Source organism: Pseudomonas sp. E1BtOHC1 (genome assembly GCF_058744285.1).
The window spans coordinates 2007735-2031115 of sequence record NZ_CP196023.1 but is presented as its reverse complement, the minus strand read 5'-3'; the positions used below and the strand labels follow the sequence as shown (position 1 = coordinate 2031115).

Genomic DNA, 23381 nt, shown 5'->3' with positions numbered 1-23381 from the left:
TGTTAACTATCGTCCCGCTCGCGGAGATATTCCTCGAGCAGCTTCTTCTCTTCTCCAGAAAGCGAGCGGCTTTCCAGAAGATCGGCGCGTCGTTCATAGGTCCGACCAAGGGACTGCTGTAAACGCCAACGCCGGATGTGTGCGTGGTTGCCACTTAGCAACACGTCGGGAACACGCTGATCCGCATACACCTCCGGTCGGGTGTAGTGCGGGCAATCCAGCAGACCGTCCGTGAAGGAATCTTCCTCCGCGGAATCCACATGCCCTAAAGCTCCGGGCAGCAGTCGCGTAACCGCATCAATCAGGACCATCGCCGGCAGCTCGCCACCGGAGAGTACATAGTCGCCAATCGACCACTCTTCATCGACATGAGCTTCAATAAAACGCTCGTCAATGCCTTCATAACGACCAGCAATCAGGATCAATGCATCCTCATTCGCCAACTCGCGTACCGCCGACTGATTCAGTTGACGGCCTTGGGGCGACAGGTAAATCACCTTCGCACCCTCCCCGGCTGCGTTTCTGGCCTGAACCAGTGCATCCTCCAGGGGCTTGATCTTCATCACCATGCCAGGGCCACCGCCAAACGGGCGATCGTCCACAGTGTGATGTCGATCCGTGGTGTAGTCCCGCGGATTCCAACAGGTGAGCTGCAAGAGCCCCTGTTTCACCGCGCGGCTGGTTATGCCGTATTCGCTGATGGCGGAAAACATCTCGGGAAACAAACTGATCACTTCTACGCGCAAGTTAGCCACGCTTAGAAGTCCGCATCCCATTCCACCTTCATCTCGCCTGCCGCCAGGTCGACGCTCAACACACATTGCTCGGTATAGGGCAACAAGCGTTCACGATCATCCAGGCTGCCAACGCAAGGCTTGACCACCATTACATCGTTCGAGCCGGTCTCCAGCAGGTGATCGATCTGCCCGAGCAGTTGCCCGAGGGTGTCGATAACCTTGAGACCTTGTAGCTGGTACCAGTAGTACTCGCCGTCGGTCAGTTCAGGGAACAGGTTGCGCGGCACACAGATCTCGTAACCGGCCAGAAGACGAGCTTCTTCGCGATCATCAAGACCCTTGAGCTTTGCGACCAGGAACTTGTCGTTCCCGCGTCCGCTGACCAGCTCAACCTGTTTCACGCTACCTTCGCGCTTGAGCGTCCAGGTTTTGTAGTCCAACAGGTTTTTAATCGGATCAGTAAAGGAAAAGACCTTCACTTCGCCGCGAACGCCATGAACAGAGTAGATTTTGCCGATAACGATCAAATCATCAGCAGGAGCTGGCGTCGCGTTCATAGGGTTCAGGCTGCAGCCTTAGCCGATTCCTTCAGCAACTGAGCAACGCGCTCAGAAGGCTGTGCACCAACGCTCAGCCAGTAGGCTACGCGCTCTTGGTTCACGGACAGGCGGACTTCTTGACCACGAGCGATCGGGTTGAAGAAGCCAACTTGTTCTTTGTGCGAACCGTCGCGTGGGTTACGGCTGTCGGTCACGGTCAAGTGGTAAAACGGGCGCTTTTTGGAGCCGCCAAGGGCAAGACGGATTGTTAGCATGTGAACATCGTTCCTGTAGTCGGTGCTGCAAATCTAAATGCACAGCGGGCATGGGTGCCCGAAAGGCCGCATATTCTAAGGAATATCCGGACTTTTGCAAATGACTTTTTCCGGCGCCTATCGGCTGCCACTCAGATTTGCTATGGAGCCGCCGCAAGCGGCAGCGAGTGAGCGCGCCCCAATCGAGGGTTTGCTCGAGATTCCACGTCCCCGTGGAAAAGCGCCGACATGACTGCCGGCGCGGATTCTTCACATTTTCGGCATGCCGCCGCCGGGCAACATTCCGCCCATGCCGCGCATCATTTTGGCCATCCCGCCCTTGGCGGAGAACTTCTTCATCATCTTCTGCATCTGCTTGTGCTGCTTGATCAAGCGACCGATGTCCTGCACCTGGGTGCCAGAGCCCATAGCGATCCGACGCTTGCGCGAACCGCTGATCAGCTCAGGGTCGCGGCGCTCGGCCGGGGTCATGGAGTTGATGATGGCTTCCATCTGCTTGAACTGCTTTTCAGCGGCGTTCTGTGCGTTGCCCATCTGCGATAGGTTAACCCCACCGATATTCGGCAGCTTGTCCATCAGACCACCAAGGCCGCCCATGTTCTTCATCTGCTGCAACTGATCGCGGAAGTCTTCGAGGTCGAAGCCCTTGCCCTTCTTCAGCTTCTTGGCCAGTTTGTCGGCCTTTTCCTTGTCGAGAGTCTGCTCGGCCTGCTCGATCAGGCTGAGCACGTCGCCCATGCCGAGAATTCGCGAAGCAATACGCTCAGGGTGGAACGGCTCCAGGGCCTCGGTCTTCTCACCCATACCGATGAACTTGATCGGTTTGCCGGTGATGGCCCGTACCGACAGCGCGGCACCACCGCGGGCGTCACCGTCGACCTTGGTCAGGATCACACCGGTCAGCGGCAGCGCGTCGCCAAAGGCCTTGGCGGTGTTGGCGGCGTCCTGGCCAGTCATGGCGTCGACCACGAACAGGGTTTCCACCGGCTTGATGGCCGCGTGCAACGCCTGGATCTCGTCCATCATCTCGCTGTCGACGTGCAGGCGACCGGCGGTATCGACAATCACCACGTCGATGAACTTGAGCTTCGCCTCCTTTATAGCCGCCTCGGCAATGGCCACCGGCTTCTGGCTAAGATCAGAAGGAAAGAAGGTCACGCCAATATCATTGGCCAGGGTTTCCAGCTGTTTGATCGCTGCCGGACGGTATACGTCAGCAGACACCACCATCACGCTCTTTTTCTTGCGCTCTTTAAGGAAGCGCGCGAGCTTGCCGGCAGTGGTGGTCTTACCCGCACCTTGCAGACCGGCCATCAGCACCACTGCCGGAGGCACGGCGCTGAGGTTCAGGTCTTCGTTGGCCGCGCCCATCAGGCTTTCCAGCTCGGCCTGGACAATCTTCACAAAGGCCTGGCCCGGGGTCAGGCTACGGGACACTTCGGTGCCGACCGCACGCTCCTTCACCGAGTTGACGAAGTCTTTGACCACCGGCAATGCGACGTCAGCCTCGAGCAACGCCATGCGCACTTCACGCAAGGTGTCTTTGATGTTGTCCTCGGTCAGCTTGGCCTTGCCAGTGACATGGCGCAGCGTCTGCGAGAGACGGTCGGTTAGGTTTTCAAACATGCTCGATCCTTTCAGGCCCAAGGTAGACCGGGGTAATGGCGGCCCAGAGCTTAATAAACAAGAGCTCGATGAGCCTGCGGCGTGGGCAGGTCGCGGATTATAGCGAAGACTGTGCGTGGCGGACACCTCGCCGTCTGCTTGCGTGGTCTTTCAGGGCTGTGGGTTCTATGCCAAACTCAGCGACTTTCGGGCCTGCCTAACAGGATTTATGCTCCCCTTGTCACCCAGTTTGCTACCCACTCTCGCCGCCGCCGTCCTTTATGCCGCTGCGACCTTCTATCAAGGCTCTCGCCTGGCCACAGGCGCCAAGGCGAACAAGCGCCTGCTGGTTATGCTGGGCATCCTGGCCCTGCTCGCCCACGGCATCAGCCTGCTGACCCATTTGCTGACCCCGGTCGGCCTGGGCCTGGACTTCTTCAGCGCCGCCAGCCTGATCGCCGCAGCGGTCATCGCCCTGACCCTGCTGGCCTGCTGGCGGATTCCCGTGGAAAACCTGCTGGTACTGCTGTTCCCCCTCGGCGCCCTGACTGCGCTACTGGCGCAGTTCGTGCCTACCGGCACCGTGCCTGTGATCGATGAGGAACCGGGGATTCTCGCCCATATCCTGCTGTCGATCCTGGCCTACGGCATGTTCACCATCGCGGTGTTCCAGTCCCTGTTACTGCTGGTGCAGGACCATCAGCTGAAAAACAAGCACCCCTCCGGACTGATCAGGAACTTCCCACCCCTGCAAACCATGGAAAGCCTGCTGTTCGGCTTTCTCTGGGCCGGCTGGACCCTGCTCTCGCTGTCGCTGATCTCCGGCTGGCTGTTCGTCGAGAACCTGTTCGCCCAGCACCTGGTGCACAAGACCCTGCTGGCCTGCCTGGCCTGGGTGGTGTTCAGCGTACTGCTGTGGGGCCGCAACCGTCTGGGCTGGCGCGGACACAAGGCGATTCGCTGGACCCTGGCAGGTTTCTGCCTGCTGATGCTGGCGTACTTCGGCAGCAAGCTGGTTCGTGAATACATCCTGCACATCTGACGACCGGCCATGACCGACTCCCTGCCCTCCGGGCCCATGCTTGCGGTAATCGCCCTGCTCATCGTCTGGTCGGGCCTGTTCACCGCTATCGATGCCGCCCAGCAGCACCTGCTGACCCAACGCAACGGCTCGCGCCCGGGCGACAAGCCGACGGCGCGACTGGCCTTTCCCAAGGAAAGCCTGATCCTGTGCAACACCCTGTGCCGAGTCCTGGCAGTGATCATCAGCACCTTGGTTGCACTGTTCTACTGGGCGGAAAACGGCCCCTGGCTGGCCTGCCTGATCAGCACCTGTGGTTTGCTGGTGCTGGCCGAATACCTGCCCCGCACCCTGGCACTGCGCTACCCGGAAAGCACCCTGAGCTTTGGCAACAGCCTGCTCGCCATCCCCATGAAGATCGTCTATCCCCTGGCCTGGCTGCTCCAGGCCATCGGCCAACTGCTATTGCGCCCTTTCGCCACCAAGACCGGCGCGGTCAAACACAGCGACGACGACCCGGCCCTGCAGGATGAAGAACCCGCCCCCCAGGAACATCACCCGCTGTCCGGCATCCATGCCCTGGACAACATCACCGTCAATGACATCCTGGTGCCTCGCAGCGAAGTCGACGGCATCAACCTGGACGACTCCATCGACGAGATCATCGCCCAGTTGCGCCTGAACAAACGTACGCGCCTGCCAGTGTTCCACAGCGATATCAACCAGGTGGAGGCGGTACTCAATACCCGGCAGATCCGCCACCTGCTGCCCGACGCCAGCCTGACCAAAGAAGCCCTGCTGGCGGCCTGCCACGAACCCTACTTCGTCCCCGAAAGCACCCCTTTGCAGTTGCAACTGCTCAACTTCCACAAGCAGCAACGGCGCCTGGGCATGGTGGTGGATGAATACGGTGAGGTATTGGGCATCGTCACCCTGGAAGACATCCTCGAAGAAATCGTTGGCGAGTTCGAAAGCGAGCACAGCCTGGACAACCCCCACATCCACCCCCAGGCCGACGGCCGCTATGTGGTGGAAGGCGCCGCCTCGATCCGTGAACTCAACAAGAGCCTGGGCTGGCACCTGCCCAGCGACGGCCCCAAGACCCTCAACGGCCTGGTCACCGAAGCACTGGAGACCATCCCCGACAGCGCCGTGTGCCTGAAGATCGGCCGCTACCGCCTGGAGATCCTCGAAACCGAGGAAAATCGTGTCAGCCGCGTGCTGATCTGGCACACCAGCAGCACCCCCGTCATCGCCTGACGTTCCCCCGTCCCTGAAGCCCTTGTTGAATCGTTAGGGGCCTTTCTATAATCGGGCGGCTTACCCAAGCTCCGCAGCCCCGCGTGCTACCCGCACTCAGCGGGATCCTGCAGCCATCATCCGCCACTGTTCGACGCGGCTCCCATCCCGAGCAGCGACCGCGCCAAACCCACATCCCTGGGTGCTCGACCATAATAATTCGCTCCACTGGAGCACAGACTGTCAGGGATATCCGCATGACGACCAGCACCGCCTACAGCGCCTCCGCGCCTGCTCAACCCGCCAACTCCGCGACGCGAGTGGCCACCGCCAGCTTTATTGGCACCGCCATCGAGTTCTACGACTTCTATGTCTACGCCACCGCCGCCGCACTGGTGATCGGCCCGGTATTCTTCCCCCAGACTTCCGGCACCGCGCAGATGCTCTCGGCCTTTCTGACCTTTGGCATCGCCTTCCTCGCCCGCCCCCTGGGTTCGGCGTTGTTCGGCCACTTTGGCGACCGGATCGGACGCAAATCGACCCTGGTCGCCTCCCTTCTGTTGATGGGGGTGTGCACCACCCTGATCGGCGTGCTACCGGGTTATGCCAGCATCGGCGCCTGGGCGCCGATCCTGCTCTGCGTACTGCGCTTCGGCCAGGGACTGGGGCTGGGAGGCGAATGGGGTGGGGCTGCCCTGCTGGCCACCGAGAACGCTCCGCAAGGCAAGCGCGCCTGGTTCGGCATGTTCCCGCAACTGGGCCCCTCCATCGGCTTTCTCGCCGCCAACGGCCTGTTCCTGGCCCTGGCCATGGGCCTGGATGACGAGCAGTTCCGCTCCTGGGGCTGGCGTATTCCGTTTCTGCTCAGTGCCGCGCTGGTAATGGTGGGCCTGTATGTGCGCCTGAAGCTGCACGAAACCCCGGTATTCGCCAACGCCGTGGCACGCCAGGAACGGGTAAAGATGCCGCTGGTGGAGCTCTTCAGCCAGTACTGGCTGCCAGTACTGCTGGGCGCCGCGTCGATGGTGGTGTGCTACGCGCTGTTCTACATCTCCACGGTATTTTCCCTGAGCTACGGCGTCTCGACCCTGGGCTACAGCCGGGAAACCTTCCTCGGCCTACTGTGTTTCGCAGTGCTGTTCATGGCTGCGGCCACTCCACTGTCGGCCTGGGCCAGTGACCGCTTCGGGCGCAAACCGGTGCTGATTGTCGGTGCCGTGCTGGCCATTCTCTCCGGCTTCACCATGGAACCCTTGCTGACTCAGGGCTCCACCGCCGGCGTGGCGCTGTTCCTGTGCATCGAGCTGTTCCTGATGGGGGTGACCTTCGCCCCGATGGGCGCGCTGCTGCCGGAACTGTTTCCGACCCACGTGCGTTATACCGGCGCTTCGGCGGCTTATAACCTGGGGGGCATTGTCGGTGCTTCGGCGGCACCCTTCTTCGCCCAGAAACTGGTGGCGATGGGCGGGTTGAGCTGGGTGGGTGGCTATGTTTCGGGGGCGGCGATCCTGAGCTTGATCGCGGTGCTGTGCTTGAAGGAAACGCGCAATAACGATCTGAATCGGATTGCCTGAGCGGCCGCTTCGCGAGCGAGCTCGCTCCTACAGGTTCAATGCAAACCTTGTGGGAGCGACCTCGCTCGCGATGCTTCTCAGAGCTCGACCACTACCGCTTGCGCAGCGCGGGTCGCCTTGGCCCGGGCGGCTTCGATGGACTCATCACGGGCCAGGGCCACGCCCATGCGCCGCTGACCGTTGACTTCCGGCTTGCCGAACAGACGCAACGCAGTGTCCGGCTCGCTCAGGGCAGCCCCCAGATTGGCGAAGGCGGTCTGAGTGGATTTGCCTTCCACCAGAATCACCGCCGAAGCCGATGGCCCGAACTGGCGGATCAGCGGAATCGGCAAGCCGAGGATCGCCCGCGCATGCAGGGCGAACTGCGACAGATCCTGGGAAATCAGGGTCACCAGGCCGGTGTCATGGGGACGCGGCGACACTTCGCTGAACCACACCTGATCACCTTTGATGAACAGCTCCACGCCGAAGAGACCACGGCCGCCCAAGGCTTCGGTCACCGCCTTGGCCACGCGCTCGGACTCGGCCAGAGCTTTCGGGCTCATGGCCTGGGGCTGCCAGGATTCCTGGTAGTCGCCCTTTTCCTGACGATGGCCGACCGGGGCACAGAAGGTGGTGCCGCCAACGTGGCGCACGGTCAGCAGAGTGATTTCGTAGTCGAAGTCGATAAAGCCCTCGATGATCACCCGCCCCTTGCCGGCACGCCCGCCTTCCTGGGCGTAGTCCCAGGCTTTCTGTACGTCATCGACACTGCGCAGCAGGCTCTGGCCCTTGCCCGAGGAGCTCATGACCGGCTTGACCACGCAAGGGAAACCCAGGTCTTGCACAGCCTGGCGATAGTCTTCGAAGGTATCGGCGAAGTGGTAAGGCGAGGTCGGCAGGTCCAGCTCTTCAGCCGCCAGACGACGAATGCCTTCACGGTTCATGGTCAGCGAAGTTGCCCGGGCGGTGGGGATTACGGTGAAGCCTTCGGCTTCCAGTTCCACCAGGGTCGCGGTGGCGATGGCTTCGATTTCCGGAACGATAAAGTGCGGCTTCTCGGCCTCGATCACCGCCCGCAGGGCCGCACCGTCGAGCATGTTGATCACGTGGCTGCGATGGGCCACCTGCATCGCCGGCGCATTGGCGTAGCGGTCCACGGCAATCACCTCGACACCCAGGCGTTGCAGCTCGATCACCACTTCCTTGCCCAACTCACCACAGCCACAAAGCAAGACGCGGGTCGCGGTTGGCGACAATGGAGTTCCGATACGAGTCATCTGAAGGTCCTCAAAGGAGCGGATCATCGAGGGCCGAGCGCCAGGCGGGCGACCCATGGGGAAAGAGCGCGGCATTTTACATGAACCGCAGCCTTTGGCTCAGCCGGCGCACGCCGCTTTGCGCAAACGCCAAGCCATGGCCAACCAGACCACGGTGACCCCGGCGAATTTCGAACCCAGGGCGGTGAAGATCACCCCCGGGGTCAGGGCATCGATCATGCCGAAGAAGATGAAAGTATCCAGGGGAATGCTCAGGGCCGAGCTTATCCACAGACGATCGTGCAGGGGTCGCTTGGTGATGCTGAACACCAGCCAGTCGATGCATTCCGAAACGGCAAAGGCGGTGGCACTGGCCAGGGCGATGGTGGGGTCGGAGGTCACGTAGGACAGCACCAGGGCCGCCAGCATGGCGATGATGGCGCCGTGGCCAAAGCGGGTCTGCACCATGTCGCGCAGGACGAAGACCAGCCCGCCCCAGGCCGACCAGATGATGTCCAGGTGCGGGGCAACGGAAAAGGCATAGTTGATCAGCACGACACTGCTGATATAGGTGATCAGGAAGAGCATGAGGGCGAAAAGTACCTGTCAGGAAGGTGCACAGGTTACTGCAGGCGCGGGTTTGGGCCAAGAAACCCTTTCGCCGGCAAGCCACCCACACCAGGCTTGCCGGCGACAAGGGCGGATCAGCTCGCCGAACTGGAGCCGATCATCCACAGCAGCCCACTGGACTTGGCCCGTTCATGGCACAGGGCCAGGACCGCACGGCGCTCGGTGTTGTCCATGCGGCTCCAGCGGGTGATTTCATCCACGGTGCGCTGGCAACCGGTACAGATGTCCTGCTCGTCCAGGGCGCAGATACTCACGCAAGGCGAGGCAACGGGTCTTTCAGGGGTTGTCATTGTTCTTGCTCAACCAGGTCTCGGGCATAACGTTGAGCATTATGAACGTAGTGGGCAGCGCTGGCTTCGAGCATTTTCTTCTGGGGTTCGGTCAGTTCGCGTACCACCTTGCCCGGCGAGCCCATGACCAACGAACCGTCAGGTATTTCCTTGCCTTCGCCGATCAGCGAGTTGGCGCCGATGATGCAGTTCTTGCCGATCTTCGCGCCATTGAGAATCACCGCGTTGATGCCAATCAGGCTGTAGTCGCCCACGGTGCAGCCATGCAGCATGGCGTTATGACCAATGGTCACGCCGGTGCCCAGAGTCAGCGGAAACCCCATGTCGGTATGCATCACGGCGCCGTCCTGGACGTTGCTGTGCTTGCCGATCAGGATCAACTCGTTGTCGCCACGCAGCACAGCGTTGAACCACACGCTGGCCCCCTCCTCCAGCTTGACCTTGCCCACCAGCGTGGCATTCGGGGCCACCCAGCTCTGTGGATGGGTCTCGACTCGGGCATCGCCCAGGCGGTATTTCATCTTATTGTCCTCATGGCTCAGGCAGCCGCGGGTTTATGCCATGCGAGGCGATGGCTTCAGGTATCGATAAAGGTTTTCGGCGGGTGATGCAGGCTGATCTTGGCGTCGTACAGCAGGTTGACCAGTTCGACGACCATGATCGCGGTCAGGCCCCAGATCTTGTACTCGCCGAAGCGGTAGCTGGGGACGTACCAACTGCGACCCTGATAGTCGATGCGATGGGTGTGTTCACGGGGGTCCTGGCGAAAGAACTCCAGGGGGACGCTGAAAACGGCGGCGATCTCGGCATCATTGGCCTGGTATTCGACATAGTCGGGAATCACCCCCACGTAAGGCGTGACCTTGATCCCGTGCAGGGAAATCAGCGGACTCAAGGGCCCGATGACTTCCACCAATCCCGGCGGCAGGCCGATCTCTTCCTCGGCCTCCCGTAGCGCGGTGAAGATCAGGTCCGGGTCTTCCGGATCGCGCCGGCCACCGGGAAAGGCCACTTCACCACCATGGGTCGAAAGCCCGCTGGCGCGAAGGGTCAGCACCAGCTCCGGTTCATCGCTGCGGGTGATGGGCACCAGCACCGCAGCCTCGGGAAAACGACGGTCGGTCTCCAGCGTTCTTGGCGTGTAATGGCTTACCCGATGAAGTAGCTCGTCCAGCATGAGGCATCTCGATCTGTTGGCTACCGTGCATCATGCACCAATCCAATCAGAGGCCCAACCCCCGCACCTGTAACGACAACTTGCCGACAACCGGGCGGCGCGCCAAGATAGCCCCAGCCTTTTCGGATACCCCACATGAAATTTTGCAGCCAGTGCGGCAACCCGGTGACCCAGCGCATTCCCGAAGGCGACTCGCGCCTGCGTTTCGTCTGCGATCACTGCCAGACCATTCACTACCAGAACCCCAACATCGTCGCCGGGTGCCTGGCCACCTGGGAGGGCAAGGTATTGCTCTGCCGGCGCGCCATCGAGCCGCGTCTGGGCTACTGGACCCTGCCGGCAGGCTTCATGGAGAACGGCGAGACCGTGGAACAGGCGGCCATCCGCGAAACCTACGAGGAGGCCTGCGCCCGGGTACGCAACCTGAACATCTACACCCTGATCGACGTACCGCACATCAGCCAGGTGCACGTGTTCTTTCGCGCGGAACTGGCCGACCTGGACTTCGCCGCCGGCCCCGAGAGCCTGGAAGTGCAGCTGTTCGACGAAGCCGATATCCCTTGGTCCGAGCTGGCTTTCCGCACCGTCGGCCGTACCTTAGAATGCTTCTTCGCTGACCGGCGGACACAGGCATTTGCCGTGCGCTCCGAATCCATTCCGCCGCTCTCTCAGCCTGCCATCAGTTAAACAATAAAAACGTGCACGGAACCTGTGCGCGCCTGGGGATATCGTGTCAATGCGCTGGTTGCTTGCCCTGCTGTGCTGTTCCTTCGTCGCTCTGTCTCAAGCCTCCACGGTGGAAACCCTGGACGGCAAGGTCATCGAAAAAGTCCTGGTGCTCAAATCCGCCCATCAACTGCAATTGATCAATGGCGGCAAACCACTGAAAACCTACCGGATTTCCCTGGGCAAGAAACCCAAGGGCCCCAAGCTCATGGAAGGCGATAAACGCACCCCGGAAGGCCTTTACTGGCTCGACTGGCGCAAGACCAGTGATCGCTACAACCTGGCCATGCACATCTCCTACCCGAACATCACCGACTCCGCGCGCTCGCGCCGTGAAGGGGTCAACCCCGGTGGCATGATCATGATCCATGGCACCCCGGACACCGAAGAGTTTCCCGAGCAGTACTTTCACACTCTCGACTGGACCGACGGCTGCATCGCCATGCGCAATGTCGACATGCGCGAAGTCTGGGGCCTGGTCAAAGACGGCACCATGATCGAAATCCGCCCTTAATCCCTCCTGCGCAAAAAATATTTTCCTCCCTGCCGCGCCCCGAGAGCGCGCATACCACTTGGCGATCCGCTGCGGGTCGCCGCCTGAGGTTTTGGCCATCGCTGCCAGACCTGCCTAATACCACTTCAATCCTTTATCCTCTAAAGCACCCCGAAAGTGCCCGATTTACGGCGTCCACACCCGATCAGCGGCGTTGACATGGTATTTAAGTGGTATTAGTTTTTCGGCATTACCGGGCGACAACAACCTAATAACCGCATCGGAAAACCTACAGATGAACCACCTCCTGACCCTGCGTCCCGACGACACTCAGCCGACCCCGCTGTACCTGCAACTGGCGCGCAACCTGGAAGCCGCGATTCACTCCGGCCAATGGAAAGCCGAGCAGGCACTGCCTTCGGAACGCAACCTCAGCGAACTGCTGGGCATCTCCCGGGTGACTGCGCGCAAGGCCCTGGAAGTCCTCTTCGAACGGGGCCTGATTCGGCGCAGCCAGGGCTCCGGCACTTTCATCACCCCGCGCCTTGAGCAACCGCTGTCGCGCCTTTCCGGGTTCAGCGAAATGCTGCGCCTGAAAGGTTTCGTCCCCGGCTCGCAATGGCTGGAACGCACACTGACCCCGCCGACCCACGAAGAGCTGATCCGCCTCGGCCTGTCGCCCAACGACAAGGTGGCGCGCCTCAAGCGCCTGCGCAAAGCCGACGATGCGGTCATGGCGATCGAGATGAGTACCTTGCCAGCCAGCATCATTGCCCAGCCCGAGGCCGTCGGCGATTCGCTCTACGAGTACCTCGACAGCATCGGCCGTCCCGTGGTCCGAGCCCTGCAGCACATCCAGGCGATCAATGCCTCGGACGAATTCGCCGCCCTGGTGGGCATCGCCCCCGGCACCGCGATGCTGCTGATGACCCGGGTCGGCTACCTGGAAGACAACACACCGATCGAAGTCACCGACACCTACTGCCGCAACGACTACTACGACTTCGTCGCTGAACTGCGACGCTGAATCCGCCCCCTGGAGCCAGAGAAACGCCCATGTCCGAAGACAATATCCTCACGCCCCAAGGCTGGGTCCGTGGCCGCCTGATTCATCGGGACGGCAAGGTCAGCGCCATCGAAGGCAGCCCCTGCGACCCGGCGGACAACGACCTGCCCTACCTGCTGCCGGGCTTCATCGACCTGCACGTACACGGCGGCGGCGGCAAGGACGTCATGCAAGGCCGCACAGCCTTCGAGACCATCACCCGTACCCATGTGCGTTTCGGCACCACCTCGCTGCTGGCCACCACCATGACCGCCCCCAGCGAAGAAATCAGCCAGGTTCTGGCTGAGCTTGGAACCTACGCCGAGCAGCGCCCCCATGGCTGTGCCCGGGTCCTCGGGGTGCACCTGGAAGGCCCCTACATCAACCCCGGCAAGCTCGGTGCACAACCCAACTTCGCCCACACCGCGCTCATGGCGGAAGTGGAGAAGTACCTGCAACTGGCGCCCATCCGGGTGATCACCATCGCCCCGGAAATCGCCGGCCATGACGCACTGATCCGCGCCCTCAGCGCCCGCGGCGTGCGCATGCAGATCGGCCACACCCTGGGCAGCTACGAAGAAGGCGTGGCCGCCCTTGCCGCCGGTGCCACCAGCTTCACCCACCTGTACAACGCCATGAGCCCACTGCATCACCGCGAACCGGGCATCGTCGGTGCGGCCCTGGCTCATGCCCAGTACGCCGAACTGATCCCCGACCTGCTGCACGTGCATCCCGGCGCCATGCGCGTGGCCCTGCGCTCGATCCCCTGCCTGTACTGCGTCACCGACTCCACCGCGGCCGCCGGCATGCCCGACGGTGAGTACAAGCTGGGCAGCCACACCGTGACCAAGTGCCTGGGCGGTGTACGCCTGGCCGACGGCACCCTGGCCGGCAGCACCCTGACCATGGACCAGGCCCTGCGCAATCTGGTGAAAATCGGTTTGCCCCTGGCCGAAGCCTCCCAGCGCCTGTCGCAATTTCCCGCCGATTACCTCGGCATCCCTGAACGCGGCCGCCTGCAACCTGGCAGCTGGGCCGACAGCGTGCGCCTGGACCGCGCACTCACACTGACCGCCGTCATGGTCGAAGGAGAAGACATTGACTTCAAAAATGCTTGAAGAGGCGCTGTCCTCGTACGCTGCCGTGAGCAGCCAATTGAAGCACCTGGACCCGTCGCTAATCGAAGTCGCCGGCCGCCTACGCCGCCAGCCACCACAAGTGGCAATGACCGTGGCCCGGGGCAGTTCCGACCATGCCGCCAGCTACTTTGCCTACCTGACCATGCAACAGGTAGGCATCCCGGTGGCCTCGCTGCCGATGTCGGTGGTGACCATGCAACAGGCGCCCCTGCGGGTCAGCGGCCAGGCGGTGTTTGCATTCTCGCAATCGGGACAAAGCCCGGACCTGGTGAACAGCGTGCGCCTGCTGCGCAAACGCGGCGCCCTGAGCGTGGCCATGGTCAATGCGCAAAACAGCCCTCTGGAAGCCGCCAGCGAATTCTCCCTGCCGCTGTACGCCGGTGCCGAGCAGAGCGTGGCCGCCACCAAGAGCTTCATCGCCACCCTGAGCGCCAGCGCCCGCCTGATCGGTCACTGGAACGAGGACAACCAGTTGCTGGAAGCCGGCCTGGCATTGCCCGAAGGTTTGCAGCAAGCCGCGACCCAGGACTGGGACCTGGCGATCAACGCCCTGCGCGATTGCCAGCGGCTGATGGTCATCGGCCGCGGCGCCGGCTTCGCCATCGCCCAGGAGGCCGCGCTCAAGCTCAAGGAGACCTCGGCGATCCAGGCCGAAGCCTTCAGCAGCGCCGAAGTCCGTCACGGCCCGATGGCCTTGATCGACCACGACTATCCGTTGCTGGTGTTTGCCCCACGTGGCGCGGAACAGGGCGGCTTGCTGAGCCTCGCTGCCGACATGCGCCAGCGTGGCGCCAAGGTGCTGCTGGCGGCACCGGATGACATCGGCGAACGCGACCTGACCCTGAGCCGCACCGAACACCCGGCGCTGGACCCGATCCTGGCGATCCAGAGTTTCTATGTGATGGCCGCCGGTCTGGCGGAGGCCCGCAGCATGGACCCGGACCAGCCGCGGCACCTGAGCAAAGTGACCCGCACGCACTAAGCCCCTTTGATCGATGAGTACTGCGCCATGCACAACAACAATAACGACCTGACGCTCAGTGCCCCGTTAAGCGGGCCTGTAGTGCCCTTGCGCAACGTCCCCGACCCGGTGTTCGCCAGCGGCGCCATGGGCGACGGGATTGCCATCGACCCGCTCAACGACACCCTGCACGCGCCTTGCGCCGGTGAAGTGATCCAAGTGGCTCGCACCGGGCACGCCGTGACCCTGCGGGCGGCCAACGGCGCTGAACTGCTGCTGCACCTGGGCCTGGACACCGTCGAACTGCAAGGTGAAGGGTTTGCCCTGCTGGTGGAGCAAGGCCAGCAGGTCAGCGCCGGCCAGCCCCTGCTGCGGGTTGACCTGGACCATGTGGCGCAGCATTGCCGAAGCCTGATCAGCCTGTTGATCCTGACCAACGGCGAGGGCTTCGACCTGCGCCCGCTGACCCTGTCCGCGGTCAAGGTGGGCGAGCCGTTGCTGCACATCAGCCGCCGTGCCAACGCTGACCCGCAACCGCTGGCGCCAGAGCAATCCGAGCAGCAGGCCAGCGCCCGAATCAAGGTTGCCCATCGCGGCGGCCTGCATGCCCGCCCAGCCGCCCTGGTGCGCCAGACCGCCCTGAGTTTCAACAGCCATTCGCAGTTGACCTTCAAGGACAAGAGCGCCCCCTGCACCAGCCTGATCGCCCTGATGAGCCTGGGCATCGGTGAGCAGGATGAAGTGCTGGTCAATTGCCAGGGCGCCGATTGCCAGGATGCCTTGCAGGCAATGCTGCAGACCCTCGGTACCGCGATGGCCGCAGATGCCCATGGCGAAATCCCGGCACCGGCCCCGGTCGTCCAACGCCCCGTGGAAGATGGCGTGCTGCCGGGCGTCTGCGCCGCGCCAGGCCTGGTGTGCGGGCCATTGGTGCGACTCAACGCCATGGTCCTGGCTGACGATCACGGTCAGCATCCGCCCGAGCCCCAACGGCAAGCATTGAGCGCAGCCCTGCACCAGGTGCGCGAGGAAATCCGCCACACCCTGGAGCAGGCCCGGCAACGCCGCGACCAGCAGGAACAGGACATCTTCAGCGCCCACCTGGCCCTGCTCGAAGACCCGACCCTGCTGGACGCCGCCGAAGCCGCCATTGCCCGGGGGCGCGCAGCCACCCATGCCTGGAGCGCGGCGATTGCCGAGCAATGCCAAATCCTCCAGCAACTGGGCAGCGCACTGCTGGCCGAACGCGCCAACGACCTGCGGGATCTGCAGCAACGTGTACTGCGCGCTCTGCTGGGGGAGGCCTGGCACTACGATCTGCCGCCCGGGGCGATCGTCGCCGCCGAGGAGTTGACCCCTTCCGATCTTCTGCAACTTAGCGCCCAGGGCGTGGCCGGACTGTGCATGGCCGCCGGCGGCGCCACCTCCCATGTGGCGATCCTCGCCCGGGGCAAAGGCCTGCCCTGCCTGGTGGCCCTGGGTCCGGAGGTGCTGTGCATCGACGCTGGCCGCCAGGTGGTGCTGGATGCCAACGGCGGGCGCCTGGAACTGGCGCCCGGCCCGCAGCGCATCGCACAGGTGCAACAGGCTGGTGAAACCCAGCGCCAGCGCCGTGCACTGCAACAGCAACATGCCCATGAGTCCGCCCTGACCCAGGACGGCCAGCAGATCGAGGTGGCGGCCAATGTGGCTTCCAGCGGTGAAGCCCGGGACGCCCACCAGGGTGGTGCCGATGGCGTCGGCCTGCTGCGCACCGAGTTCCTGTTCGTCGATCGCCTGACCGCTCCGGATGAAGCCGAACAGCTACAGGCCTATCAGGCGGTACTGGATGCCATGGGCGACAAGCCAGTGATCATCCGCACCATCGATGTCGGCGGCGACAAGCAACTGGACTACCTGCCACTGCCAGTGGAGGCCAACCCGGTGCTGGGCCTGCGGGGCATCCGCCTGGCCCAGGCCCGCCCAGAACTGCTGGACCAGCAACTGCGGGCGCTGCTCCAGGTCAGCCCCGTGCAGCGCTGCCGTATCATGCTGCCGATGGTCACCGAAGTGGCCGAACTGCTGCATATCCGTCAGCGCCTGGATCAGCTCGCGGTGGAACTGGGCCTGAGCCAGCGCCCGGAGCTGGGAGTCATGATCGAAGTACCGGCTGCCGCGCTGATGGCCGAGCAACTGGCGGAGCATGCCGACTTCCTGTCCATAGGCACCAACGACCTGTCCCAGTACACCCTGGCCATGGACCGTGATCATGCCGGGTTGGCGGCGCGGGTCGACGCCCTGCACCCCGCCCTGCTGCGGCTGATCGCCCAGACCTGTGCCGGCGCCAAGCGCCATGGTCGCTGGGTCGGGGTTTGCGGTGCACTGGCTTCCGATCCGCTGGCCACCCCCGTCCTGATTGGCCTGGGGGTCAGCGAGCTGTCGGTCAGCCCGCCTCAGGTCGGCGAGATCAAGGACCGGGTGCGCCAACTGGACGCCGGCCAATGCCGCCACCTCAGCCAACCGCTGCTCAACCTGCCCGGCGCCGCCGCAGTCCGTCAGGCCTGCGAACGGCTTTGGCCTCTGCACTCATAACAAGAATTCCAGGAGAGACGCCATGTACCAGTATTTCATCGAGGGCCTGCAACGCCTCGGCCGGGCGCTGATGCTACCCATTGCCATCCTGCCCATTGCCGGCCTGTTGCTACGCCTGGGTGATACCGACCTGCTGAACATCGCCATCATTCACGATGCCGGGCAATCGATCTTCGGCAATCTGGCGCTGATCTTCGCCATCGGCATCGCCGTGGGCTTTGCCAAGGACAACAACGGCACCGCCGGACTCGCCGGGGCCATTGGCTACCTGGTGATGATCTCGACCCTCAAGGTGCTGGATGCCAGCATCAACATGGGCATGCTCGCCGGGATCATCAGCGGGCTGATGGCCGGCGCGCTGTACAACCGCTTCAAGGACATCAAACTGCCGGAGTACCTGGCGTTCTTCGGCGGCCGCCGCTTCGTGCCCATCGCCACCGGCTTTACCGCCGTGGGCCTGGGGGTGGCGTTCGGTCTGATCTGGCCGCCGATCCAACACGGCATCAACAGCTTCGGCCAATTGCTGCTGGAAAGCGGCAGCTTCGGTGCCTTTGTCTTCGGTGTGTTCAATCGCCTGCTGATCGTCACCGGCCTGCACCACATCCTCAACAACATGGCCTGGTTCATCTTCGGCAGCTTCACCGACCCGAGCACCGGCGCGGTGGTCACTGGCGACCTGACCCGCTATTTCGCCGGCGATCCCAAGGGCGGCCAGTTCATGACCGGGATGTTCCCCATGATGCTGTTCGGCCTGCCAGCCGCTTGCCTGGCGATGTACCGCAACACCGTGCCGGAGCGGCGCAAGGTGATGGGCGGGATCTTCCTGTCCATGGCCCTGACCTCCTTCCTCACCGGGGTCACCGAGCCCATCGAATTCGCCTTCATGTTCCTCGCACCACTGTTGTACCTGGTGCATGCACTGCTGACGGGGCTGGCCATGGCCCTGACCAATCTGCTGAACATCCACCTGGGATTTACCTTCTCCGGAGGCGCCATTGACATGGCCCTGGGCTGGGGCCGTTCCACCAATGGCTGGAAGGTGTTTCCGGTGGGGCTGCTGTATGCGGTGGTGTACTACCTGGTGTTCGACTTCTGTATCCGCCGCTTCAACCTGAAAACGCCGGGACGCGAGGACAGCCCCTCCGGCGAGAAGTCCGAACTCAACGCCGATCAGCGCGCCGCGGCCTACATCAAGGCCCTGGGCGGTGCGCGCAACCTGATCACCGTTGGCGCCTGCACCACTCGCCTGCGCCTGGAGCTGGCGGATCGCAACCTGGCCGCGGACGCCGAACTGAAAACCTTGGGCGCCATGGCCGTGGTACGCCCCGGCAAGGGTGGCAGTTTGCAGGTGGTGGTGGGACCGATGGCCGACAGCATTGCCGACCAGATCCGCCTGGCGTTGCCAGCCTCGGCCAACGTCACGGTGACGCCGTCGTCCGTAGAAGCACCACAGCAGATCGACATTTCCACCCAGGAAGCCCAGCAGTGGCTCAGCGCTCTGGGAGGCCGGGACAACCTGCTACAGATGGATTGCGTGGCCCTGACCCGGTTGCGGGTGCAACTGAGTGACAGCCGCAGCCTGTCGGAGTCGGCGCTCAAGAGCCTGGGCTGCCAGGGTATGCGGCGCATGGAGGGAGATATCTGGCACGTGGTGATTGGCGAGAAGGCCGGGGGATTGCAAGCGGCTCTGCAAACGCTGCTGCACAGGAAGGTGGAGGCGGGAGCCTGAAGACGCCTTCGCCGGCAAGCCGGCTCCTACAGGCAAAGACCCACAAAAAAGCCCGCTGACCGTCTCCGGTTCAGCGGGCTTTTTATCGGTGGACAACCTCAGAACGCTTCCAGGCGCCAGACTTCATAAGCCGGCGTCTCGTAGGGATGGCTCTGCTTGAGGGCCGCCACTGCATCAGCAATCAGTTCATCGGCCACCACCAGCTCGACTTTCCATTCCTCCACTCGCTCCACCTGACCGGTCTGCCCGAGAAACGGCTGGCTGCCATCCAACGGGCGAAACTGGCCTTGGCCGAGCACCTGCCAGGCGCACTGGTCATAGGCGCCGATACGTCCGCCACCGGCGGCAAATACGGCGCTCTTGACCGGCTCCACATGGCTGGGAGGCACGAAGAAGCTGAGCTTGTACATCAGCCTCAGTTCACCCAGGCGCGAGCGTTGCGGAACATGCGCATCCACGCCGCATCTTCGTTCCAGTCATCCGGACGCCAGGAGTTCTGCACGGCACGGAATACCCGCTCAGGGTGCGGCATCATGATGGTGACGCGACCGTCGCGGCTGGTAAGGCCGGTGATCCCGCGCGGCGAACCGTTCGGGTTGGCCGGGTAACGCTCGGTGACCTTGCCGTGGTTGTCGACGAAGCGCAGGGCCACGCAACCGGACAGATCGGCTTCCAGCAGCGCTTCTTCGCTTTCGAACTCCGCATGGCCTTCACCGTGGGCGATGGCGATCGGCATCCGCGAACCCGCCATGCCCTGCAGGAAGATCGAGTTCGACTCCTGGACCTGGACCATGGCCACCCGGGCTTCGAACTGCTCGGAGCGGTTGCGCACGAAGTGCGGCCAGAACTCGCTACCCGGGATCAGCTCGTGCAGGTTGGACATCATCTGGCAACCGTTGCACACACCCAGGGTGAAGCTGTCGGTACGTTCGAAGAAGCCCTGGAAGGCATCCCGTGCGCGGCTGTTGAACAGCGCCGACTTGGCCCAGCCTTCACCGGCGCCCAGTACGTCGCCGTAGGAGAAGCCGCCGCAGGCAACCATGCCCTTGAAGTCGTTGAGGTCGACACGACCAGCGAGGATATCGCTCATGTGCACGTCGATGGCGTTGAAGCCGGCGCGGTCAAAGGCCGCTGCCATTTCCACCTGGCCGTTGACGCCCTGCTCACGCAGTACCGCCACCTGTGGACGCACGCCTTTCTTGATGTAAGGCGCGGCGATGTCCTGGTTGACGTCGAAGCCCAGCTTGACGCTCAGGCCCGGGTTGTCTTCTTCCAGCAGGACGTCGAATTCCTGCTCGGCGCACTCGGCGTTGTCCCGCAGGCGCTGAATCTGGTAGCTGGTTTCTGCCCACTGACGCTGCAGTAGGCGACGCTGGCCGGTGAATACGCTTTCGCCGTTGTAGGAGATGCTCACTTCACCGTTGTTGATCGGCTGGCCGATCACGGCCACGCAGTCGCCCAGACCGGCGGCGCTGAACTGGGCCAGCACATCAGGAGTGGCATCCTGGCGCACCTGGATCACCGCACCCAGCTCTTCGTTGAACAGGATGGCGGCGATTTCCGCAGCGTTTTCCGCTACAGCGTCGAGGCTCAGGTTCAGGCCACAGTGACCGGCGAAGGCCATTTCCACGGCGCTGACCAGCAGACCACCGTCGGAACGGTCGTGGTAAGCCAGCAGGTGACCGTCGGCATTGAGGCCCTGGATCACTGCGAAGAAAGCTTTCAGGTCCTCGGCGTCATCAACGTCCGGCGCCTGGCTGCCGAGCTTGCCGTGGGTCTGGGCAAGGATCGAGGCGCCCATGCGGTTCTGACCGCGACCGAGGTCGATCAGGATCAGATCGGTGGTGCCCTTGTCCATGCGCAGTTGCGGGGTCAGGGTCTGACGAATGTCCGCGACCGGTGCGAAGCCAGTGACGATCAGCGACAGCGGCGAGGTGACGCTCTTGTCCACGCCCTCTTCGTTCCAGCGGGTGGCCATGGACATGGAGTCCTTGCCCACCGGGATGGTGATGCCCAGCTCTGGGCACAACTCCATACCCACCGCCTTGACGGTGTCGTACAGACGCGCGTCTTCACCCGGGTGGCCGGCAGCGGACATCCAGTTGGCCGAGAGCTTGATGTCGCTGATCTTGTTGATGCGCGACGCCGCGATGTTGGTCAGGGTCTCGCCGATGGCCATGCGGCCGGACGCCGGGGCATCCAGCAGGGCCAGCGGAGTGCGCTCGCCCATGGCCATGGCTTCACCGGTGTAGACGTCGAAGCTGGTGGCGGTCACGGCCACGTCAGCCACCGGCACCTGCCACGGGCCGACCATCTGGTCGCGAGCCACAAGGCCGGTGATGGTGCGGTCACCGATGGTGATCAGGAAGCTCTTGCTGGCCACGGCCGGGTGATGCAGGACGCGCTCGATGCTCTCGGCGATGTCCAGGGTGCTCGGATCGAAATCGTCACCCAACTCGGTTTCCCGAACCGCCGAACGGTGCATGCGCGGGGCCTTGCCCAGCAGCACTTCCAGAGGCATGTCCACCGGGCTGTTGCCGAAGTGGCTGTCGGTCACGGTCAGCTGTGGCTCGGCAGTGGCTTCGCCGACCACCGCAAATGGGCAGCGCTCGCGCTCGCAGATGGCCTTGAAGCGTTCGAAGTCTGCCGCGCCCACCGCCAGAACATAACGTTCCTGGGATTCGTTGGACCAGATTTCGTGCGGGGCCATGCCCGGCTCGTCGTTGGGGATGTTGCGCAGTTCGAAGCGACCGCCGCGGCCACCGTCGTTGACCAGTTCCGGGAAGGCGTTGGACAGGCCTCCGGCGCCCACGTCGTGGATGAAGCTGATGGGGTTGTTGTCCCCCAGCTGCCAGCAACGGTCGATGACTTCCTGGCAACGGCGTTCCATTTCCGGGTTTTCACGTTGTACCGAAGCAAAATCCAGGTCCGCCGAGCTGGTGCCGGTGGCCATGGAAGATGCGGCGCCGCCGCCCAGGCCGATGAGCATGGCCGGGCCGCCGAGGACGATCAGCTTGGAGCCGACGGTGATCTCGCCTTTCTGTACGTGCTCGTCACGGATGTTGCCCATGCCGCCCGCCAGCATGATCGGCTTGTGGTAACCACGAACTTCATCGCCACGAGGCGTGGTAATGGATTGCTCGAAGGTACGGAAATAACCGGTCAGGGCCGGACGGCCGAATTCGTTGTTGAACGCCGCGCCACCCAGTGGGCCTTCGATCATGATGTCGAGGGCGGTGACGATGCGCTCTGGCTTGCCATACGGCACTTCCCAAGGCTGTTCGAAGCCCGGGATCTGCAGGTTGGACACGGTAAAGCCGGTGAGGCCGGCTTTCGGCTTGGCGCCGCGACCGGTGGCGCCTTCGTCACGGATTTCGCCGCCGGAACCGGTGGAAGCGCCGGGGAATGGAGCAATGGCGGTCGGGTGGTTGTGGGTCTCGACCTTCATCAGGATGTGCACCGGCTCCTGCACCGCACCGTATTGGCGGGTATCAGGGTTCGGGTAGAAACGCCCGGCAACGGAACCGACGATGACCGCCGCGTTGTCCTTATAAGCAGACAGCACACCTTCGCTGTGCATCTGGTAGGTGTTCTTGATCATGCCGAACAGGCTTTTTTCCTGGCTCTGGCCGTCGATATCCCAACTGGCGTTGAAGATCTTGTGGCGGCAATGCTCGGAGTTGGCCTGGGCGAACATCATCAGTTCGATGTCGTGGGGATTGCGCTTGAGGCCCTGAAAGGCGCTCATCAGGTAATCGATTTCGTCTTCGGCCAGGGCCAGGCCCAGCTCACTGTTGGCTTTTTCCAACGCTGCGCGACCGCCGCCGAGAATGTCGATGGCCGTCAGCGGCTTGGGTTCGGCGTGGCTGAACAGGCCGGCAGCCTGCTCCAGGTTACCCAGGACGATCTGGGTCATGCGATCGTGCAGCGCTTCGGCGATCAACTGTGCGTCAGCGTCGCTGAATTCACCGGCGACGTAGAAAGCAATGCCGCGCTCCAGGCGCTGGATCTTCGCCAGGCCACAGTTGCGGGCGATATCACTGGCCTTGCTCGACCACGGAGAAATGGTGCCGAAACGTGGCAGGACCAGGAACAGACGACCAGTCGGCTCTTGTACCGGAACGCTGGGGCCGTACTTCAGAAGGCGCGCAAGCACCTGCTGTTCGTCGCCGGTCAGGACGCCGGTGACTTCGGCGAAGTGAGCGAATTCAGCATACAAGCCACTGACAGCCGGAACCTTCTGGCTCAGTTGCTCAAGGAGTTTGCTGTGGCGAAAGGCAGAAAGGGCAGGAGCGCCGCGCAGGATCAACATCTTCGGGACAGCCTCGGGAAGGGGGTGTGCTTTGAGGCCGTGCATTCTAACGTAAACCGTTGGCATCGGCACTCGAAACG

21 protein-coding genes are annotated in these 23381 nt (G+C 62.9%); 10 read left to right on the top strand and 11 right to left on the bottom strand.

The genetic code is table 11. The features are described from left to right. Positions 1-2: 2 nt before the first annotated feature. The 4 genes from trmD to ffh form a co-directional block, all read right to left on the bottom strand. Positions 3-776, bottom strand: a complete 774-nt coding sequence (trmD, locus tag ACSSVC_RS09305) for a tRNA (guanosine(37)-N1)-methyltransferase TrmD (protein ID WP_170001093.1) — start codon at positions 774-776, stop codon at positions 3-5. Then, complete coding sequence (gene rimM, locus ACSSVC_RS09300; RefSeq protein WP_346633492.1) at positions 758-1294, bottom strand: ribosome maturation factor RimM; 537 nt, start codon at positions 1292-1294, stop codon at positions 758-760. The genes trmD and rimM overlap by 19 nt, the downstream gene beginning before the upstream one ends. A 5-nt stretch (positions 1295-1299) precedes the next feature. After that, positions 1300-1551: a 30S ribosomal protein S16 gene (gene rpsP / locus ACSSVC_RS09295; protein ID WP_007927680.1), complete on the bottom strand. Its 252-nt coding sequence runs from the start codon at positions 1549-1551 to the stop codon at positions 1300-1302. A 249-nt stretch (positions 1552-1800) separates the two neighbouring features. Further along, the gene (gene ffh, locus ACSSVC_RS09290) at positions 1801-3177 is read right to left on the bottom strand and encodes a signal recognition particle protein (RefSeq protein ID WP_346633493.1); all 1377 of its coding nucleotides are present in this window, start codon (positions 3175-3177) and stop codon (positions 1801-1803) included. A gap of 208 nt (positions 3178-3385) precedes the next feature. On the opposite strand from ffh, the gene ACSSVC_RS09285 reads away from it, so the two are divergent. The 3 genes from ACSSVC_RS09285 to ACSSVC_RS09275 all read left to right on the top strand — a co-directional run bounded on the left by ACSSVC_RS09285 (position 3386) and on the right by ACSSVC_RS09275 (position 6990). Next, positions 3386-4198 (top strand): cytochrome C assembly family protein, encoded by an 813-nt coding sequence (locus ACSSVC_RS09285; protein ID WP_123727600.1) that lies wholly within the window; start codon positions 3386-3388, stop codon positions 4196-4198. 9 nt (positions 4199-4207) lie between these two features. After that, entirely contained in the window at positions 4208-5437 is a 1230-nt protein-coding gene (locus ACSSVC_RS09280; RefSeq protein WP_346633494.1) for an HlyC/CorC family transporter, read from the top strand. Between the two features lie 236 nt (positions 5438-5673). After that, positions 5674-6990, top strand: coding sequence for an MFS transporter (locus tag ACSSVC_RS09275; protein WP_492612210.1), 1317 nt, complete (start codon positions 5674-5676; stop codon positions 6988-6990). Positions 6991-7067: 77 nt separating this feature from the next. On the opposite strand, the gene purT is transcribed toward ACSSVC_RS09275, so the two are convergent. From purT to ACSSVC_RS09250, 5 genes are all read right to left on the bottom strand, one after another. Then, a complete protein-coding gene (gene purT / locus ACSSVC_RS09270; RefSeq protein ID WP_346633496.1) occupies positions 7068-8249 on the bottom strand; it encodes a formate-dependent phosphoribosylglycinamide formyltransferase in 1182 nt (393 codons plus the stop codon). Positions 8250-8348: 99 nt separating this feature from the next. Beyond that, on the bottom strand, positions 8349-8816 hold the full coding sequence (locus ACSSVC_RS09265) for a preQ0 transporter (RefSeq protein WP_346633497.1): 468 nt from the start codon (positions 8814-8816) through the stop codon (positions 8349-8351). A gap of 116 nt (positions 8817-8932) precedes the next feature. Next, positions 8933-9148, bottom strand: coding sequence for a DUF1289 domain-containing protein (locus tag ACSSVC_RS09260; protein ID WP_025127551.1), 216 nt, complete (start codon positions 9146-9148; stop codon positions 8933-8935). Continuing rightward, positions 9145-9669: a gamma carbonic anhydrase family protein gene (locus ACSSVC_RS09255; RefSeq protein ID WP_492612209.1), complete on the bottom strand. Its 525-nt coding sequence runs from the start codon at positions 9667-9669 to the stop codon at positions 9145-9147. Before ACSSVC_RS09255 ends, ACSSVC_RS09260 begins: the two co-directional genes overlap by 4 nt. Positions 9670-9725: 56 nt before the next feature. Then, complete coding sequence (locus tag ACSSVC_RS09250; protein ID WP_102878492.1) at positions 9726-10325, bottom strand: CoA pyrophosphatase; 600 nt, start codon at positions 10323-10325, stop codon at positions 9726-9728. A gap of 135 nt (positions 10326-10460) precedes the next feature. Here ACSSVC_RS09250 and ACSSVC_RS09245 point away from each other — a divergent pair, with 135 nt between their 5' ends. The 7 genes from ACSSVC_RS09245 to nagE all read left to right on the top strand — a co-directional run bounded on the left by ACSSVC_RS09245 (position 10461) and on the right by nagE (position 18989). Beyond that, positions 10461-11012 carry an NUDIX hydrolase gene (locus tag ACSSVC_RS09245; protein WP_346633499.1) on the top strand — a complete coding sequence of 184 codons (552 nt, stop codon included), beginning with the start codon at positions 10461-10463 and terminating at the stop codon, positions 11010-11012. 49 nt (positions 11013-11061) lie between these two features. Then, a complete protein-coding gene (locus ACSSVC_RS09240; protein ID WP_346633500.1) occupies positions 11062-11565 on the top strand; it encodes a L,D-transpeptidase family protein in 504 nt (167 codons plus the stop codon). A gap of 274 nt (positions 11566-11839) precedes the next feature. Continuing rightward, positions 11840-12571, top strand: a complete 732-nt coding sequence (locus ACSSVC_RS09235) for a GntR family transcriptional regulator (RefSeq protein ID WP_102861287.1) — start codon at positions 11840-11842, stop codon at positions 12569-12571. A gap of 29 nt (positions 12572-12600) precedes the next feature. Then, on the top strand, positions 12601-13707 hold the full coding sequence (gene nagA / locus ACSSVC_RS09230; protein WP_346633501.1) for an N-acetylglucosamine-6-phosphate deacetylase: 1107 nt from the start codon (positions 12601-12603) through the stop codon (positions 13705-13707). Beyond that, a complete protein-coding gene (locus ACSSVC_RS09225) occupies positions 13688-14710 on the top strand; it encodes an SIS domain-containing protein (RefSeq protein ID WP_492612208.1) in 1023 nt (340 codons plus the stop codon). Before nagA ends, ACSSVC_RS09225 begins: the two co-directional genes overlap by 20 nt. A 27-nt stretch (positions 14711-14737) precedes the next feature. Further along, positions 14738-17260 carry a phosphoenolpyruvate--protein phosphotransferase gene (gene ptsP, locus ACSSVC_RS09220; protein WP_492612207.1) on the top strand — a complete coding sequence of 841 codons (2523 nt, stop codon included), beginning with the start codon at positions 14738-14740 and terminating at the stop codon, positions 17258-17260. 22 nt (positions 17261-17282) lie between these two features. Further along, positions 17283-18989, top strand: a complete 1707-nt coding sequence (gene nagE, locus ACSSVC_RS09215; protein ID WP_492612206.1) for an N-acetylglucosamine-specific PTS transporter subunit IIBC — start codon at positions 17283-17285, stop codon at positions 18987-18989. A 98-nt stretch (positions 18990-19087) separates the two neighbouring features. Here the strand turns inward: nagE and ACSSVC_RS09210 are convergent, their stop codons facing one another. Then, complete coding sequence (locus ACSSVC_RS09210; protein ID WP_346633735.1) at positions 19088-19399, bottom strand: YqfO family protein; 312 nt, start codon at positions 19397-19399, stop codon at positions 19088-19090. A 5-nt stretch (positions 19400-19404) separates the two neighbouring features. Beyond that, a complete protein-coding gene (gene purL, locus ACSSVC_RS09205; RefSeq protein WP_346633505.1) occupies positions 19405-23301 on the bottom strand; it encodes a phosphoribosylformylglycinamidine synthase in 3897 nt (1298 codons plus the stop codon). Positions 23302-23381: the final 80 nt, after the last annotated feature.